This is a genomic window from Streptomyces sp. NPDC058620 (assembly GCF_042717135.1).
Lineage (GTDB): Bacteria > Actinomycetota > Actinomycetes > Streptomycetales > Streptomycetaceae > Streptomyces.
The window spans coordinates 1-17,160 of the sequence record NZ_JBHXQO010000047.1; the positions used below are offsets into that span (position 1 = coordinate 1).

The 17,160-nt window shown below is 70.9% G+C and carries 14 protein-coding genes; 2 read left to right on the forward strand and 12 right to left on the reverse strand.

The annotated features are described in order from the left end of the window. Positions 1 to 79 precede the first annotated feature (79 nt). The 11 genes from ACFWSK_RS29590 to ACFWSK_RS29640 all read right to left on the reverse strand — a co-directional run bounded on the left by ACFWSK_RS29590 (position 80) and on the right by ACFWSK_RS29640 (position 13,516). Positions 80 to 1,357: a thymidine phosphorylase gene (locus ACFWSK_RS29590; RefSeq protein WP_383792667.1), complete on the reverse strand. Its 1,278-nt coding sequence runs from the start codon at positions 1,355 to 1,357 to the stop codon at positions 80 to 82. Positions 1,358 to 1,480: 123 nt separating this feature from the next. Then, positions 1,481 to 1,879, reverse strand: a complete 399-nt coding sequence (locus ACFWSK_RS29595; protein ID WP_383792671.1) for a cytidine deaminase — start codon at positions 1,877 to 1,879, stop codon at positions 1,481 to 1,483. Continuing rightward, positions 1,876 to 3,165, reverse strand: a complete 1,290-nt coding sequence (locus ACFWSK_RS29600) for an ABC transporter permease (protein WP_383792674.1) — start codon at positions 3,163 to 3,165, stop codon at positions 1,876 to 1,878. Before ACFWSK_RS29600 ends, ACFWSK_RS29595 begins: the two co-directional genes overlap by 4 nt. Further along, positions 3,162 to 4,274, reverse strand: coding sequence for an ABC transporter permease (locus ACFWSK_RS29605; RefSeq protein WP_383792676.1), 1,113 nt, complete (start codon positions 4,272 to 4,274; stop codon positions 3,162 to 3,164). Before ACFWSK_RS29605 ends, ACFWSK_RS29600 begins: the two co-directional genes overlap by 4 nt. Further along, positions 4,271 to 5,893, reverse strand: a complete 1,623-nt coding sequence (locus ACFWSK_RS29610) for an ABC transporter ATP-binding protein (RefSeq protein ID WP_383792776.1) — start codon at positions 5,891 to 5,893, stop codon at positions 4,271 to 4,273. The genes ACFWSK_RS29605 and ACFWSK_RS29610 overlap by 4 nt, the downstream gene beginning before the upstream one ends. 253 nt (positions 5,894 to 6,146) lie before the next feature. After that, complete coding sequence (locus tag ACFWSK_RS29615; protein WP_383792679.1) at positions 6,147 to 7,187, reverse strand: BMP family protein; 1,041 nt, start codon at positions 7,185 to 7,187, stop codon at positions 6,147 to 6,149. A gap of 138 nt (positions 7,188 to 7,325) precedes the next feature. Beyond that, entirely contained in the window at positions 7,326 to 8,570 is a 1,245-nt protein-coding gene (locus ACFWSK_RS29620; protein ID WP_383792779.1) for an amidohydrolase, read from the reverse strand. 184 nt (positions 8,571 to 8,754) lie between these two features. Continuing rightward, positions 8,755 to 9,813 carry a hypothetical protein gene (locus tag ACFWSK_RS29625; protein ID WP_383792681.1) on the reverse strand — a complete coding sequence of 353 codons (1,059 nt, stop codon included), beginning with the start codon at positions 9,811 to 9,813 and terminating at the stop codon, positions 8,755 to 8,757. Positions 9,814 to 9,823: 10 nt separating this feature from the next. After that, entirely contained in the window at positions 9,824 to 10,753 is a 930-nt protein-coding gene (locus ACFWSK_RS29630; RefSeq protein WP_383792684.1) for an N-acetylneuraminate synthase family protein, read from the reverse strand. 13 nt (positions 10,754 to 10,766) lie between these two features. Next, on the reverse strand, positions 10,767 to 12,017 hold the full coding sequence (locus ACFWSK_RS29635; RefSeq protein ID WP_383792688.1) for a cytidylyltransferase domain-containing protein: 1,251 nt from the start codon (positions 12,015 to 12,017) through the stop codon (positions 10,767 to 10,769). A gap of 110 nt (positions 12,018 to 12,127) precedes the next feature. Then, positions 12,128 to 13,516 (reverse strand): DUF6716 putative glycosyltransferase, encoded by a 1,389-nt coding sequence (locus tag ACFWSK_RS29640; RefSeq protein WP_383792690.1) that lies wholly within the window; start codon positions 13,514 to 13,516, stop codon positions 12,128 to 12,130. Positions 13,517 to 13,735: 219 nt separating this feature from the next. On the opposite strand from ACFWSK_RS29640, the gene ACFWSK_RS29645 reads away from it, so the two are divergent. After that, entirely contained in the window at positions 13,736 to 14,716 is a 981-nt protein-coding gene (locus ACFWSK_RS29645; protein WP_383792693.1) for a glycosyltransferase family 2 protein, read from the forward strand. Further along, positions 14,713 to 16,020: a polysialyltransferase family glycosyltransferase gene (locus ACFWSK_RS29650; protein ID WP_383792696.1), complete on the forward strand. Its 1,308-nt coding sequence runs from the start codon at positions 14,713 to 14,715 to the stop codon at positions 16,018 to 16,020. Before ACFWSK_RS29645 ends, ACFWSK_RS29650 begins: the two co-directional genes overlap by 4 nt. 57 nt (positions 16,021 to 16,077) lie before the next feature. Here ACFWSK_RS29650 and ACFWSK_RS29655 read toward each other — a convergent pair whose 3' ends face one another. Then, positions 16,078 to 17,160, reverse strand: coding sequence for an acyltransferase (locus tag ACFWSK_RS29655; protein ID WP_383792699.1), 1,083 nt, complete (start codon positions 17,158 to 17,160; stop codon positions 16,078 to 16,080).

Consider the following 17,160-nt stretch of genomic DNA (forward strand, 5'->3'; position numbering starts at 1 on the left):
AAGTAGGACCGCCCACCGCATGACTGCGGCCCGCCCGGACGATCTCCTCGTCCGGGCGGGCCGTTCGCGTGCTGCGCCGTTACGCGATGCGCTCGCGTACCACCGGGGTCGGAGTGAACTCCGTGCCGGCGGGGGCGATGTCGTAGGAGCCGGGCAGCGCCTTCAGGGCGTACTCGAACTTCTCCGGGGTGTCCGTGTGCAGCGTCAGCAGGGGCTGGCCCGCCGTGACGCTGTCGCCGGGCTTGGCGTGCATCTCGACGCCGGCGCCCGCCTGCACCGGGTCCTCCTTGCGGGCGCGGCCCGCGCCGAGGCGCCAGGCGGCGACGCCGATGTCGTAGGCGTCGAGGCGGGTCAGTACGCCGGAGGAGCGCGCGGTCACCACGTGCTGCTCGCGGGCGACCGGCAGCTTCGCGTCCGGGTCGCCGCCCTGGGCGGAGATCATGCGGCGCCAGACGTCCATCGCGGAGCCGTCGGCGAGGGCCTTCTCCGGGTCGGCGTCCTTGAGGCCCGCGGCGTCGAGCATTTCCCGGGCGAGGGCGAGAGTCAGGTCGATGACGTCCTGGGGGCCGCCGCCCGCCAGGACCTCGACGGATTCCCGTACCTCCATGGCGTTGCCCGCGGTCAGTCCGAGCGGGGTCGCCATGTCGGTGAGCAGGGCGACGGTCCGTACGCCGCTGTCGGTGCCCAGCGCGACCATGGTGGAGGCCAGTTCGCGGGCGTCCTCGATGGTCTTCATGAAGGCGCCGGAGCCGACCTTGACGTCCAGGACCAGCGCGCCGGTGCCCTCGGCGATCTTCTTCGACATGATCGAGCTGGCGATGAGCGGGATCGCCTCGACGGTCCCGGTGACGTCGCGGAGCGCGTACAGCTTCTTGTCGGCGGGGGCGAGACCGTCACCGGCCGCGCAGATCACCGCGCCGGTGCCCTCCAGGACGCTCAGCATCTCCTCGTTGGAGAGGTGCGCGCGCCAGCCGGGGATGGACTCCAGCTTGTCGAGGGTGCCGCCGGTGTGGCCGAGCCCGCGGCCGCTGAGCTGCGGCACGGCCGCGCCGCAGGCCGCGACGAGCGGGGCCAGCGGCAGCGTGATCTTGTCGCCGACACCACCGGTGGAGTGCTTGTCGGTGGTGGGGCGGGAGAGCGCGGCGAAGTTCATCCGCTCGCCGGAGGCGATCATCGCGGCGGTCCAGCGGGCGATCTCGGTGCGGTTCATGCCGTTCAGCAGAATCGCCATGGCCAGCGCGGACATCTGCTCGTCGGCGACCTCGCCGCGGGTGTACGCGTCGATGACCCAGTCGATCTGTTCGGGTGTCAGCTCGCCGCGGTCCCGCTTGGTGCGGATGACGGAGATGGCGTCCATGGGCGGGGAGTCCTTCCGGCCGGATACGTACGCAGGAGTCCGATTGACTCTACGCGCATAGAGGTTTGATCGAACACCGGGCGGACCCGGAACGGGCCCGCCCGGTGCGCAAGAAGTCAGGCTCTAGGCCAGGTGCTGGGGGCCGAACGCCTGCGGCAGCATCTCGTCCAGCGTGCGGAGACCGTCCGGGGTCTCCAGGAGGAGCTCCGGTCCGCCGAACTCGTACAGCAGCTGCCTGCACCTGCCGCACGGGACCAGGATCGCGCCCGTCCCGTCCACGCAGGTGAAGTGGGTCAGCCGGCCGCCACCGGTGGCGTGCAGCTGGGAGACCAGTCCGCACTCGGCGCACAGCCCGATGCCGTACGAGGCGTTCTCGACGTTGCAGCCGACGACCGTACGGCCGTCGTCGACGCGGGCCGCGACGCCGACCGGGTAACCCGAGTACGGCGCGTACGCACGGGACATGGCGTCCCGGGCGGCCGCGCGCAGGGCCTCCCAGTCGACGTCCGCGGCGGCCGTCACTTGCCCTGGCCCTTGCGGTAGCGCATGCCGTCAGCCTTGGGCATGCGCAGCCGCTGCGCGGAGAGCGAGAGCACCAGGAGCGTGACGATGTACGGCGTGGCGCTCACGAACTCGGTCGGCACGGTGTCCGTGGTGAGGTACCAGAGCAGCACGACGGCGGCGATCGCGGCGCTGATCACGCCCGGCACATAGCTCTTGCGGTAGAGCTTCCAGGCCGCGAGGCCCGCCAGCATGACCACCAGGAGCAGCAGCAGTGCGTGGACGGACTCGCCGCCGTTGCGCAGCTGGAGCGCGTCGGCGAAGCCGAACAGGCCGGCACCCATGGCGAGCCCGCCGGGCCGCCAGTTACCGAAGATCATCGCGGCGAGACCGATGTAGCCGCGGCCGCCGGTCTGGCCCTCGTTGTAGATGTGCGAGGTGACCAGCGACAGGAACGCTCCGCCGAGTCCGGCGAGGCCGCCGGAGGCGATCACCGCGACGTACTTGTAGAAGTACACGTTGACGCCGAGCGATTCCGCGGCGATCGGGTTCTCGCCGCAGGAGCGCAGGCGCAGACCGAACGAGGTCTTCCACAGGACGAAGAACGTGGCGATGAACAGCACCACGGCGACCAGCGTCAGCAGCGACACGTTGGTGACCAGGCCGCCGAGGATGCCGGCCACGTCGGAGACGAAGAACCAGTGGTGCGTCTCGACCGAGTGCAGCCAGTCCGAGATGCCCGGGACCGTCACCGTCGTGATCTCCTCGGCCGGAGGCGACTGCTTGGGGCTGCCGCCCTTCGCCGCGGCCTCACCGGAGTTGAACCAGAGCTTGGCGAAGTAGGTGGTGAAACCCAGCGCCAGGATGTTGATGGCGATACCGGAGATGATGTGGTCGACGCCGAAGGTGACGGTGGCGAAGGCGTGCAGCAGCCCGCCGACCATGCCGCCGACGACACCGGCGAGCACACCGAGCCACGGGTCGGTCTGCCATCCGGCCCAGGCACCGAAGAAGGTGCCGAGGATCATCATTCCCTCAAGGCCGATGTTGACCACACCGGCCCGCTCGGACCAGAGGCCGCCGAGACCGGCGAGGCCGATCGGCACGGCCATCGCGAGGGCGGCACTGATCTGGCCCGCCGACGTGACGTCCTGGGCGCCGGTGATGGCACGCACCGCGGACAGCGCGAGCAGCGCGCCCGCGATGATCAGGAGGATGACGGGGAACGAGAAGCGCGTGCGCCCGCCCTTGCCACCGGAAACCTTGGGGGCTGCGGGCGGCGGGGTGGAAGTCGCCGTGGCGGTCACGCCGACACCTCCTGCTGGTCGGAGTTACGGGCCTGTGCGGCGAGTTCCGCGCCGACCTTGCTCTGCTGGCGCTTGAGGCCGTAGCGGCGGACGACTTCGTAGGCGATGACGACGCACAGGACGATGACGCCCTGGATGACGCCGACGATCTCCTTGTCGTACCCCTCGAACTCGAGCTTTCCGGTGCCGCGTTCGAGGAAGGCCCACAGGAGCGCACCGAGGGCGATGCCGACCGGGTTGTTACGGCCGAGCAGTGCGATGGCGATACCGGTGAAGCCGATGCCGACCGGGAAGTCGCCGCTGTACTCGAAACTGTCGTTGAGCAGTGTCGGCATGCCGATCAGGCCGGCCATCGCGCCGGAGATGAGCATCGACGTGACGACCATCTTCTTCACGTCGACACCGCTGGCCTCGGCGGCCGAGCCGGACTGGCCGACGGTACGCAGGTCGAAGCCGAACCGGGTGCGCGAGAGCGCGAACCAGTAGGCGACGCCCGCGACGACCGCGACCACGATGAAGCCCCAGACGGGGGTGGGGGTGGTCGGGAACTCGAAGAAGTGCGAGGACTCCGGGATCGGAGTGGTCGAGATCTTCGTGCCGGCCTCGTCGAGGTGACCGAGCCGGCCCTGCTGGAGCAGATAGCCGATGATCGCCGTCGCGATGGCGTTCAGCATGATCGTCGAGACGACCTCGCTGACACCCCGGGTGACCTTGAGGACACCGGCGATACCGGCCCACATCGCGCCGACGATCATCGCGGTGAGGATGATCAGCGGGATCTGGAGGGCGCCCGGCAGGGTCAGCGCGCCGCCGAGGGCGGCGGCGAAGAAGGCGGCGAGGCGGTACTGGCCGTCGACACCGATGTTGAACAGGTTCATCCGGAATCCGATGGCGACCGCGAGACCCGCGAGGTAGTAGGTCGTGCCCTTGTTCAGGATGTAGACCTGGCTGTCCGCCTTCAGTCCGTACTCGAACATGATGCCGAAGGCGTTGAACGGTTCCTTGCCCGTCGCGGCCAGGACCAGCGCGGTCACCAGGAACGCGACCACGATCGCGAGCAGCGGGGCCGCGATCCCCAGGAGCAGCCGCTCCTTGTCGAACTTCTTCATCGGTCCTCTCCCCCGTCGGGGTCGTTCACGGCGCGGGTGTCGTCCGCACCGGGTGCGGCGGGTGTGCCGTCCCCGGCCGGGGCTTCCAGGTGACCGCTCGCCGCGCCCGTCATGGCGGAGCCGAGCTCCTCGGGGGTGATCGTCGCCGGGTCGGCGTCGGCGACCAGACGGCCGCGGTACATCACGCGCAGGGTGTCGGAGAGCCCGATCAGCTCGTCGAGGTCGGCGGAGATGAGCAGCACCGCCAGGCCCTCACGGCGCGCTTCGCGGATCTGGTCCCAGATCTGCACCTGCGCGCCGACGTCCACACCACGGGTGGGGTGGGCGGCGATCAGCAGCTTGGGGCTGTGGCTCATCTCGCGGCCGACGATCAGCTTCTGCTGGTTGCCGCCGGAGAGGGAGGCCGCGGTGACCTCGATGCCGGGCGTACGGACGTCGTACTCGCGCACGATCCGCTCGGTGTCGGCGCGGGCCGCCTTCAGGTCGAGGAAGGCGCCCTTGCTGTTGGGGCGTTCGGTGACGTGGCCGAGGATGCGGTTCTCCCACAGGGGGGCCTCCAGGAGCAGACCGTGCCGGTGGCGGTCCTCGGGGATGACGGCCATGCCGTCCTCGCGGCGCTTGCGGGTGGGGACGCGGGAGATGTCCGCACCGTCCAGCGTGAGGGCGCCGGTGTCGAGGGTGCGCATGCCCATGATGGCGTCGACCAGTTCGGACTGGCCGTTGCCCTCGACGCCCGCGATGCCCAGCACCTCACCCTTGTGGATGGTGAAGGAGACGCCGTCGAGCACGGCGCGCACCACCCCGTCCGGGTCGGTGGCGGTCAGCCGCAGATCGTCGACGGTCAGCATGGGTACGTCGGTGACCGTGGACTCGCGGGTCTCCGGCGACGGCAGCTCGCTGCCGACCATCAGCTCGGCGAGCTGCTTGGTCGTGGTGTGCGCCGGGTCGGCGGTGCCCACTGTCGTACCGCGCCTGATGACCGTGATCTCGTCGGCCACGGAGAGCACCTCGCCCAGCTTGTGCGAGATGAAGATGACGGTGAGGCCCTCGGCCTTGAGCTCGCGGAGGTTGTCGAACAGGGCGTCGACCTCCTGAGGTACGAGGACGGCGGTCGGCTCGTCGAGGATCAGCGTGCGCGCGCCGCGGTAGAGGACCTTGAGGATCTCCACACGCTGGCGGTCGGCGACCCCGAGGTCCTCGACCATGGCGTCCGGGCGGACCCCGAGGCCGTACGCGTCGGAGATCTCCTTGATCTTGGCGCGGGCCCGGTCCCCGATGCCGTGCAGCTTCTCGGAGCCGAGTACGACGTTCTCGAGGACGGTCAGGTAGTCGGCGAGCATGAAGTGCTGGTGCACCATGCCGATGCCGCGGTCGATGGCGTCACCGGGGTTGCTGAACGAGACCTGCTCGCCGTCCACCGCGATGGTGCCCTCGTCCGGCTTCTGCATGCCGTACAGGATCTTCATGAGGGTCGACTTGCCGGCGCCGTTCTCGCCGACGAGGGCGTGCACGGTGCCGCGGTTCACGGTGATGTCGATGTCGTGGTTGGCCACGACACCGGGGAATCGCTTGGTGATGCCGCGGAGCTCGACGGCATGAGGACTGCTGGACGCTTTGATGGCGCACTCTCCTTGGCAGGAGCGGAGGGCGGAGGCGGTGGATGGGTACGTCGGCGGAATCAGGACGGAGCGGATGCGGGGGCGTGGCGAAAAATACCGTGCTCCCCGCACGCTACGCGCGTAGCGCCACCGAATCGTTGGACACCTGACGGCAGGTGGCGGAGGGGACGCGCGGGGCGCGCCCTCCGCATGCGAATCGGGGCCCGGAGAAACGGCCGAAGCCGCTCCACCGGGCCCCGAATCAGCGGGCAGGTCAGAGGGTGGTCTTGACCTTGATGTCGCCGTCGACGATCTTCTTCTTCGCCTCGTCGAGCTGCGCCTGGATGTCCTTGAGGTGGTCACCCGTGGTGGTCAGGCTGACGCCGTTCTTGGCGAGGGAGTACGTCTGCGTGCCGGTCAGCGGCTCGCCGTCCTTGACGGACTTCGACAGGTCGTAGACACCGGCGTCGACGTTCTTGACGACCGAGGTCATGATCGTGGACGCGTACTTCGACAGGGCCGGGTCCTTGGCCTGGTCGGAGTCGACGCCGATGGACCAGGAGCCGGGCTTGCCCGCGACGGCCTCGATGGAACCGGCGCCGGAGCCGCCCGCGGCGGCGAAGATGACGTCCGCGCCCTTGTCGAGCATGCCCTTGGCAGCGGCCTTGCCCTTGTCGGGGCTGCCGAAGCCGGACAGGTCCGAGCCCGTGGTCAGGTACTGGATCTGCACCTTGGCCTTGGGGTTCGTGTCCAGGACGCCCTGCTGGAAGCCCGCGGCGAACTTCTTGATCAGCGGGAGGTCGACGCCGCCGATGAAGCCGATCTGACCGTCCTTGGACTTGAGCGCCGCCGCGACACCGGCGAGGTAGGAACCCTGCTCCTCGGTGAAGACGATGTTGGCGACGTTCTTCGCCTCGGCGACCGAGTCGACCAGGCCGAAGGTGGTGTCCGGGTACTTGGGCGCGATCTTGTCGACCGCGTCCTTGTACGCGAAGCCCACCGCGATCACCGGGTTGAAGCCGCCCTCGGCGAGAGACTGCAGACGCGTCTCACGGTCGGCAGGGGTCTCACCGCTCTTGGCGGTGAGCTCCTTGGTCTCGGCGTCGAACTCGGCCTTGGCCTTGTCCAGGCCGCGGGCCGCGGAGTCGTTGAACGAGTTGTCGCCACGGCCGCCGACGTCGTAGGCCATGCCGATCTTCATCTGGTCCTTGTCGGAACCAGGGTCATCGGTGGACGAGTCGCCACACGCGGTGGCGGTGAAGGCGAGGGCCGCAGAGACGGTACACGCGGCAGCAAACTTGGATACCCGGCGCAAGGGAAGGCTCCTTCAAACCTGACCGAAGCGCCTCTTCCGGCGCTGGTTTCGCGGCGATCGTAACGCGCGTAGATGTCAGATAAGGACCTGTACGGAAGCCGTTATCGGATCGTCGCGAACAGGAGGTGGCCTGTCCGGTTACGTGTGGTTGCCATCGAGCAACGCGGCGGCCGTGAAAAGCTCCACTCCGACCGTGATCGCTTCCTCGTCCGCGTCGAAGTTCCCGCGGTGCAGGTCGAGGCCGCGCGTGTCGCCCGGCGTGCGCACCCCGAGCCGTGCCATCGCACCCGGAACGTGCTCCAGGTACCAGGAGAAGTCCTCGCCTCCGAGGCTCTGTTCGGTGTCCTCGATCGCATACGAACCGCGCCGTTCCGTCATCGCGGCGCCCAGCAGATCACTCACCGCCGCGTCGTTGACGACGGGCGGCACGCCGCGCACGTACTCGATCACGGTCTTGGCCCCGTACATTCCGGCCACCTCGTCGATCGCCGCGTGCACCAGGTCGGGCGCCGCGCGCCAGGCCGCCAGATCCAGACAGCGAACCGTTCCGGACATCTCGGCGTGTTGCGGGATCACGTTGCAGGCGTGACCGGTCTCCAGCCGTCCCCAGGTGACGGCGAGCCCCGAGCGCGCGTCCGCCCGGCGGGAGAGCAGGGCGGGCACCTCGGTGGCCACCTTGGCGGCGGCGGTGACCAGGTCGGTGGTCAGGTGCGGCCGGGCGGTGTGCCCGCCGGGCCCGTCGAGGGAGACCTCCAGCCGGTCGCAGGCGGAGGTGATCGCCCCGGCCCGGAGCCCGATCATGCCGACGTCGACCCGCGGATCGCAGTGCACCCCGATGATCCGCCCGACGCCTTCCAGCACACCGGCCGCGATCGCGTCGGTCGCGCCGCCGGGCAGCACCTCCTCGGCCGGCTGGAAGATCAGCCGCACGGCGTTCGGCAGCAGCCCCTGGCGGTCGAGCGCGGCCAGCACGAGGCCGGCGCCGAGGACGGTGGCGGTGTGGATGTCGTGCCCGCAGGCGTGCGCCCGGTCGGGCACGGTGGACCGGTAGGGCACGCCCGCCTTGGTGTCCGGGATGGGCAGGGCGTCGATGTCCGCGCGCAGCGCCAGCATGGGCCGTACGCCGTCCCACGTACCGACGTCGCACATCACGCCGGTCCCGGTGTCCAGGACCTGGGGCGCGAGCCCGGCCGCCTCCAGCCTGGCCTTGATGGCCGCGGTGGTACGGAACTCCTGGTTGCCGAGCTCGGGGTGCATGTGCAGATCACGCCGGAACGCGATCAGCTCCAGCCGGAGCTCGTCGGACAGAGCACCGGGCAGGGCACCGGGCTGGGCCGCTCCCCCGGGCAGCTCGGCATCGGAGTGGGACGCGCGTGACTTCAACTGGTTCACCTGTTGAAGGGTAGAGCCCCCGACCCCTCAACTGGCCACAGATCAACAAAACTTCCACCGCATAGAGGAACAAAAGTTGGTGCGGCGGCGTGTGGCGTGAGATGGGGGTGGGTAAGCTCCACCGTTCGCCCGGCGGCCCCCCGGACCGCTTTTCCGGCAGACCCGCCCGATGGTCTCAGGCTTCCCTCACCGCCGTCGACGTGAGGCGCCACGGCGACAGGCGCTGGACGTCGCGGGCCGTTTCCGTGACGCCGCTCAGGAAGCCCTGGGCGCGGGGTGAGGCCGATTCGCGGAGCCATTCCGGGGCGATGTCGCAGACCGCCACCTTCACTCCCGTACCCACCAGGGCCAGGGGCAGGGTGTGGACCACCGTGGACGGGAAGCTCAGGACCGTGTGGCCGATGGGGCCGCGGCGGGCGATGAGTTCCAGGGGGAGGTCCGGGCGGACTATCTCCAGTCCGGTGGCGGCTTCCAGGGCGTGGAGTTTGTCCGCGGATTCGCGGCGGTGCGCGAAGTAGCGGGTGGCGTTGTGGGTGCGGGCCAGGGCGAGGACCGCCTCCTGGTACGGGACCGGGTCGACCACGCCCGTCTCGACCAGGGAGGTGCCGACCAGGTCGGCACCGCGGGTGATCAGGGGCGGCCCGAAGCGCGCCCGGGTCCAGGCGAACTCGTTCGGGGTCACCACGATGCCGGGCGGAGCCTCGACCGGCATCGCGGTGAACACCTCGACCGTGTGGGTCGCCGAAGGGGTGAAGCGGCGGCGGGCGGCGGCCGTGACCGGGGCCAGCACCAGTTCGCGCGGGCCCTTGCTGCCACCCCTGCGGTGCCAGCGCACGAGGCGTTCGCCCCGGGCCAGCTGGGCCACGAACTCCATGGTGGCCGTGCCGTCGTCGACCACCGTGAGGCGCCGGGCGCGGACCATCGTGAGGAGGAGCTGTACGTAGCGGGAGAACGGGTCGCCGATGACGATGTGCTCGGCCCGGCGGACGAGGCCCGCCAGGGCACGGAGCGTCTTCAGGGGTGCGCCGGCGTCGCCGCGCGCCTCCTGCCATCGCACGGTGATGCCCTCGTCGCGGGCCAGCTCTGCCATCCGGCGCAGCTGACCGCGCGACATCGGGTCGACCGGGGGGAGGACGACGACCGTGGTGGTGGTCGCGTCGGGTCCTCCCCTTGCATAGGTCCACTCCAGGACGTTCAGGAGCTGGACCGGGCTCTCGACGAAGGCGAGGTTCACCGGTCGGCGCTCAGACCGCGACCGGCTCGGCGGTCGCGTCGCCCTCGGCGACGACGCCCGCGACGCGGCGGAGCTTCTTCATCGGGCCGAGCTCCGACTCGTACACCTTCTTGACGCCGTCACCGAGGGACGCCTCGATGGTGCGGATGTCGCGGACCAGGCGGGTCAGGCCCTGCGGCTCGACGGAGGCGGCCTGGTCGGAGCCCCACATGGCGCGGTCGAGGGTGATGTGGCGCTCGACGAACGCGGCGCCGAGCGCGACGGCGGCCAGCGTGGTCTGGAGGCCCGTCTCGTGGCCGCTGTAGCCGATCGGGACGTTGGGGTACTCCTGCTGGAGGGTGTTGATCACCCGGAGGTTGAGCTCCTCCGCCTTCGCCGGGTACGTCGAGGTGGCGTGGCAGAGCAGGATGTTGTCCGAGCCCAGGACCTCCACCGCGTGGCGGATCTGGCGCGGGGTCGACATGCCGGTGGAGAGGATGATCGTGCGGCCGGTCGCGCGGAGCGCGCGCAGCAGCTCGTCGTCGGTGAGGGAGGCGGAGGCCACCTTGTGGGCGGGGACGTCGAACTTCTCCAGGAAGGCGACGGCCTCGGTGTCCCACGGGGAGGCGAACCAGTCGATGCCGCGCTTGGCGCAGTGGTCGGAGATCGTGCGGTACTCGTCCTCGCCGAACTCGACGCGGTGGCGGTAGTCGATGTACGTCATCCGGCCCCAGGGGGTGTCCCGCTCGATGTCCCACTGGTCGCGCGGGGTGCAGATCTCCGGGGTGCGCTTCTGGAACTTGACGGCGTCACAGCCGGCTTCGGCGGCCACGTCGATCAGCGCGAGGGCGTTGTCGAGGTCACCGTTGTGGTTGATGCCGATCTCGCCGGTGACGTAGACGGGGCGGCCGGGGCCCGCGGTACGGGTGCCGAGCGTGCGCAGACGGGAGGTGTTGCTCATGGTGGTGCGTTCCTTACTTGGTGGGGGTGGAGACAGGGGTGGTGGAAGGGGTGGTGAGGGTGGGGCCCAGGAGCCAGGCCGCGATCTCGCGGATGGCGCCGTAGCCGCCGGGGGTGGTCGTGACGGCACGCGCGGCGGCGCGTACCGAGTCGTGGGCACTGGCGACGGCGACGGGCCAGCCCGCGAGGCCGAAGCAGGGCAGGTCGTTGACGTCGTTGCCGACGTAGAGGACGCGCTCGGGGGCGATGGACTGCTCCTCGCACCACTGCTTGAGCGCCTCGTCCTTGCGGTCGATGCCGTGCAGGACGGGGATCTGGAGCTTGCGGGCGCGGGCGGCGACGACCGGGTTCTGTTCCGTGGAGAGGATCAGGAGCGGCAGGCCCGCCTTGCGCATGGCCGCGATGCCCAGGCCGTCGCCCCGGTGGACGGCGACCGTTTCGCGTCCGTCGGAGTCGATGAGGACCCGGTCGTCGGTCTGCGTGCCGTCGAAGTCGAGGACGACGGCGTCGATGTCCTCGCGGGTGGGCAGCGGTGAGGGGTCCAGGAGCGGCGCGAGGGCGCGGGCGCGGGCCAGGTCGTGCGGGTCGTCGATCTCCAGCACGCGGGCCGGGTCGGTGCGCACCAGCGCGGTGTGGCCGAAGAAGCGGTGGCGGTGGGTACGGAAGCCCGGCACGGCCATGGCGTAAGCGGCGCCGGTCTCCAGCAGGTCCTGCGGGCGGTCCTGCCGACGGGGGCGTACGGCCTTGTCGTGGTTGACGCCGTAGGTGTCGTCCTCCACCGCGTGGCCGTCGCGCCAGACGAAACCGTGGAACGGAGCGACGGTGACGGCCGTGTCGGCACCCTCGCGGGCGACCGCTGCGGCGACGCCGTCGATGTCCTCGCGGGTGACGAAGGGGCTGGTGCACTGCACCAGGAGCACCACGTCAGCGGTCCGGCCGGGCAGTTCCTCGTAGCTGTCGAGCGCGTGCAGGACGGCGGCCTCGCTGGTCGCGGTGTCCCCGGCGATGGCCTCGGGACGCTGGACGCAGTGCAGCCGGGCGGCTTCGCCGAGCGCGGCGGCCGCGTCCGCGGCCGCTTCCGCGATGGCCGGGTCGTCGGTGGTGACGACGACGTCGGTGACCTCGGTGGAGCCGAGGCAGGCGCGGACGGCACGGGCGACGAGGGGGACGCCGCCGACCTGGGCGAGGTTCTTGGCGGGGACGCCCTTGGAGCCGCCGCGGGCGGGGATCACTGCGAGCACGGTCGGGGTCGTCGTCGGCGTCATGGAAGCTCCTGAAGTGGTGTTCTCGGCGCGGGAGTTCTCGGGTCGCCCGGTGTCGGCGCGGGAGTCCGCGGGTCGCCCGGTGTCGGCGCGGGAGTCCGCGGGTCGCCCGGTCACAGCTCGCCCATCCGGCGGATCACCGGGGCGACGCGCTGGACGCCCTGCCGGTAGGCCCCGCGTGCCGCGTTGCGTACGGTTTCGCGCACCACTCCCCTGACCCGGCCGGTCTCCCTGGGGGTCACGGCGCCCGGCAGCGGGTGGCCGTCGGGGCCCAGGTGGTGGCGGGCGAGGATGCCGGGGAGGTAGCCCGGGGCGGTGGCGGGTGTGTAGTAGGGGGCGAGGGGCGGGAGCTGGTCCCGCTCCAGCAGGGCGGTGACCGTGGCCCGTGCGGTGTCGTACGCCGTGGCGTACGTCCCGTCGGCGGCGACACCCTGGCCGGCCAGCCACTCCTCGTCGGGCCGGGGCCGGAAACCGCCGTCCAGCCGGTCCCAGGACGTGAGGAGTCCGGAGCCGATGAAGTGGTGGTTGCCGAGGGTCTCGCGGACGCCGAGGTCCGAGAGGACGGCGGTCGGTATCCGCCGGTGCAGGGATTCGAGCGCGGCCGTCGAGGAGACGGTGACGAGCAGGTCGGTGCGGTCCAGGACCTCGCCCATGTGCCCGTACACCAGGCGGAAGTTGGGCGGCAGACCGCCCGGGAGCTTCTCCGCGAGCCGCTGGTAGGGCAGTTCCTCGATGTGCGTGGTGTGCTCGCCCGGCTTGGAGCGCAGCTTCAGCAGCACCTCGCGGCGGGGGTGCAGCCTGGCGTGCTCGATGAGCCTGCGCAGCAGGTACGTACGGTCGGCGCGGGATGCCGGTACGGAGGGCTGGGCGGCGAACACGACGGTGTCGCGCCCCTCCTCCGGCCGGTGCGGCGCGCCGCCGAGGAACGGCAGCGCGGCCTCCGTGACGGCCGATGCATCGGCGCCCACCCCCTCGTACACCGCGCGGAAACGCCCGGCGTCGTGGCGGGAGTTGGCGAGGACGACGTCCGCGCCGTGGCGCAGGAGGAGTCCGTCCGCGAGCTTCTCGTAGACGACGCCCACGTAACCGGTGACGATCACAGGCCTGCGGGGCAGCTCCAGCGCGGCGAGTCCGTGCAGCATCGCCTGGACGGCGCCGCCGACGAGGGCGAGGACCACGATGTCGTAGCCCTCGTCCCGCACCGTGTGCAGGAACTCGACCGCCGTCACCTCACGTACGCGTCCGGCCTCGATACCCACTTCGCCGACCTCGGCGAGCTGCCGGGGCGTGGGCGTGGCCCGGCCGCGCAGCAGCAGTCCGCTGACCTCGACGGGGCGTTCGTGTGCGAGCGACGCGTCGGTGCCGGTGGTGAGGCGGCGCGCGGTGAGCGCGCCCCATTTCCACCGGGTGTCGGAGTCGGCGAGCACGGCTACGCGGAGCGCCGTGCTGCCGTCGGAGGCGGTAACGGCCTGATCAGCCGTATTGCTGGTACGTGGGGGCACGTCCTAGAAGTTAGGAAGGCATTCCGAGGAGCGGCCCAACGTGGCGGCAACAAATGGTTAACAGCCCACCGACGGTTGGCGAATCAACCCAGGAATGGGCCGTTCCGGCCCTGAAATTCCTTTGTAATCAACCTGGTTCATCATTCCGACATTCGCCGTTCACTCAGCATCCTTGCTGGGGACAGGGCAAATGCCGGGGTCGGCCCTAGCGTGATGCGGGTGGTTAAGCTCTCCGTCATCGTGCCGTTCTTCAACGTGCAGACATACGCGCCCGACACCCTGAGAAGCCTGCGGGCCAATGCCCGGGAGGACTTCGAGTTCATCCTCGTCGACGACTGTTCGACCGACGGGACGCCGGACCTCCTGCGCCGCGCGCGGGAGGAGATCCCCGGGGTGGTGCTGAGACGCCACGAGCGCAACGAGGGGCTGGCGACGGCCCGCAACACGGGCCTCGACGCGTCGAGGGGCGAGTACGTCACCTTCCTCGACGGTGACGACTGGCTGGCCCCCGGCCACTGCGCCGGCCTGGTCGCCGCGATGGACCGGCTGGACTGCGACTTCCTGCGCACCGACCATGTGCAGTGCAAGGGCAAGTCCCGTGCGGTGCGCCGGGTTCCGCACGGTCTGCGGGACGTCCCGATGAGTCCGCGCGAGGCCATCCTCCCGGCCGGCCGCACCACCTCCGTCGACTATCCGTACGCCTGGGCCGGGGTCTACCACCGCCGGCTGGTCGACCGCGGGCTGATCCACTTCACGCACGGGCTGCGCACCGCGGAGGACCGGCCGTGGATCTGGCGGCTGCACCGGGAGGCGGATTCCTTCGCGGCCGTCGGCCTGCTCGGCGTCTTCTACCGGCGGGGCGTCGCGTCCTCCCTCACCCAGGCCGGGGACATACGGCAGCTCGATTTCATTCGCGCTTTCGATCAGGTCATCGAGGAAACCGCTCAGGACAGGGAGGCGGAAACGCTTCTTCCGAAGGCGGTCCGTACCTACTGCGCCGTCATCTCCCATCATCTGGGCAACATTTCCGCTCTCGAACCCGGCGTGGCCCGCAAGCTCCGCTCGATGAGCGCCGCCGCACTGCGCCGTATGCCGCAGGACATTCTGGAAGAGACGATCGACTCCATGGGCATCGACAGGGCTTCCCGGCTGCGGCGGCTGCGCCGCCGTCCCACCACGGGCACGGGTGCGGCGGCATGACCACTCAGATCTTCTGCGCGTCCACCCTGCACGGTGCGGCGACGCTGGCCGCCGCCATCGACGCGGGCTGCTTCCGTCCCGCCCGCCGACGGGTTCTCCTCGTCAGCAACAGGGCCGCCGAGCCCGAGGTCAGCCCTTCCTTCGACGAGCTGCCGGGCTTCGACGCGCTCCGCGACCGGTTCGACGAGGTGCTCTCCTGGAACGCGGCGATCGCGCCGTTCCACCCGTCGGGCTGGTCGCCCCGGCCCAGTGACGCCCCGCTGTGGGAACGCCATCTGCGCCGGCTGTGGCAACTCGACGACGACGACCTCGAATTGACCGTCGACTCCGTCGAGGCGGGACCGGCCGTCGCCGTCACCGGAATCTTCCTCGGCACACCCGTGCATGTGTACGAGGACGGGCTGGCGGGCTACGGGCCCACCGGGAGCAAGCTCGACCCGCTGCTGGGCACGCGGGTGCGCCGGCTCCTGCACCTCGGGCTGGTCCCGGGTGTGAAGCCGTTGCTGCTCACGGAGTTCGGTGTGGAGGCCGAGGTCATTCCGGACGACGCCGTCCGCGCGGTCTTCCGGAAGGTCGGCGCGGCCTCGCCCGCGCCGGAGGTTCCCTACCGCGCTCCGGCGCTCCTCATCGGAGAACACCTCCCGGGCGTCGGCCCGGAGGAGGAAGAGGAGGTGCGGCTGCGGATGCTGCGCGGCGCCGTCGCGCTCGGGCACCGGAGCCTGGTCCTCAGCCCGCATGCCACCGCGCCGGCCCACCGGCCCGGCCCGCTGGAGTCGGAGGCCGAACGGCTGGGTGCGGAGCTGACCGTGCTCGATCCGTCCCTGCTTCCGGAGACGCTGTTCGAGCAGGTGCGGCCCGCGCTCGTCGTCGGCTGCGTCTCCGCCGCGCTCTTCACCGCACGGCAGTTGTACGGTCTCGACGTGGCGAGCACCGGGACGCGGGAGGTGCTGGAACGGCTCACCCCGTTCGAGCACGGCGACCGGGTCCCCGTGGTCCTCGCCCACACCCTGCTCCCGGAACTGGAGACGCGGCTGACGCGGGCGCCCGCCAACCCCGGGCGGCTCGTCATCGCACTCGGGTTCGTGGCACAGCCCCGCATCCATGCCGAGCTGCGGCCCGCGGCGACCGCGTATCTCGCGGACGGCATCACCCCCGCCGAGCAGGAGCTCTTTCCGCGCCGCAGGCTGACGGTGCTCGGTCTCCCCGGTGGCCTGCCCGGCAGGCTCGCCGCCCTCTCCCGCAGCCCGGCCCTGCGCAGGGCGGCGGGACGGGCGCGCCGGCTGGGACGGACCGTCCGGCGCTGAGCGTGCGGAAGCCGGGCCCGCTTCTCAGCGCGGGCCCGGCTTCCGTGCGTCCGGGTCTCAGCCCAGCAGGCGGGTCAGGCCCAGGCGGCCCCAGAGGAGGGCCGCGCCGAAGGACAGCAGCGTGGTCGCCGCGACGAGTCCGGTGAGAGCGGCCGCCGCCGCGGCCGTCCCGAGGCCGTCGGAGATGAACCACCGCGAGAGCGCGGTCAGCACCAGCAGATGGACGAGATAGGCGCCGAACGAGGCGTTGCCCAGCCGGACCAGGTGCGGGCGCAGCCGCCCGGGAATCCGCAGCCGGTGCAGCGAGAGCAGCACCCCACCCGTGAACAGGGCGACGAACAGGCTGCCGTACGGGATCGCGTAGTGGATGTCGTGCTGGTACCAGACCACTCCCCCGAACCCCGCCACCGCCGGCAGGACCCACAGGGCGCGCCACCGGCCCGCGGCCCCGGCCGGCAGTGCCACCAGCAGCGCACCTGCGGCCGCGTACACGAGCTGGTACGGGGCGAACGTCCAGCCGAGCCGGGGCATGTCCCAGCCGGTGACCCGGCCCACGTCACCGAGCAGCACCGGGGCCAGCGCGAGTCCGAGCAGGGCGGCACCGAGGCCCCACGGCCGCTTCCCCGACTTCACCATCACGACGAAGGCCAGCAGCAGGATCACGGGCACGTAGGCGTACAGGTACCAGAGGTGGAACGCGGGCCGGACGGAGCCGAACAGCGCGTCGCGCGCCAGCCCGGTGACCGGACCGTCGTTCGTGCCGCGCCATCTGCCCCAGGCGAGGTAGATGACCGTCCAGGCGCCGAGCGGCACGAGGATGCGCACGATCCGCTGCCGCAGCCGCCTGCCGTCCTTCGGCGGGGCGCCGACCAGGATCACCCAGCCGGCGATCGCGAAGAACATCGGCACGGCGAACCGGCTGGCGGAGTCGCCGACGATCCCGGCCCAGTACACGCCGGGCCCGCCCGCCTCCGTACGCCCCACGGCGTCCAGGAACGCGGAGCCGGAGTGACAGAGGATCACTCCCACGGAGGCCAGCAGCCTGATCAGGTCGACGTCGTACCGGTGTTCACGCTCGGGCCGGCCGGCCGGAGCGACGGCGTCCGGGGTCACGGTGGTGACGGGGGCGGTGGATGACAT

What these genes read in the sequence shown, in the direction of transcription:
- ACFWSK_RS29590 (WP_383792667.1), bottom strand. Translation starts at nt 1,357, where the DNA reads ATGGACGCCATCTCCGTCATCCGCACCAAGCGGGACCGCGGCGAGCTG.
- ACFWSK_RS29605 (WP_383792676.1), bottom strand. Translation starts at nt 4,274, where the DNA reads ATGAAGAAGTTCGACAAGGAGCGGCTGCTCCTGGGGATCGCGGCCCCG.
- ACFWSK_RS29630 (WP_383792684.1), bottom strand. Translation starts at nt 10,753, where the DNA reads ATGAGCAACACCTCCCGTCTGCGCACGCTCGGCACCCGTACCGCGGGC.
- ACFWSK_RS29635 (WP_383792688.1), bottom strand. Translation starts at nt 12,017, where the DNA reads ATGACGCCGACGACGACCCCGACCGTGCTCGCAGTGATCCCCGCCCGC.
- ACFWSK_RS29650 (WP_383792696.1), top strand. Translation starts at nt 14,713, where the DNA reads ATGACCACTCAGATCTTCTGCGCGTCCACCCTGCACGGTGCGGCGACG.
- ACFWSK_RS29655 (WP_383792699.1), bottom strand. Translation starts at nt 17,160, where the DNA reads ATGTCATCCACCGCCCCCGTCACCACCGTGACCCCGGACGCCGTCGCT.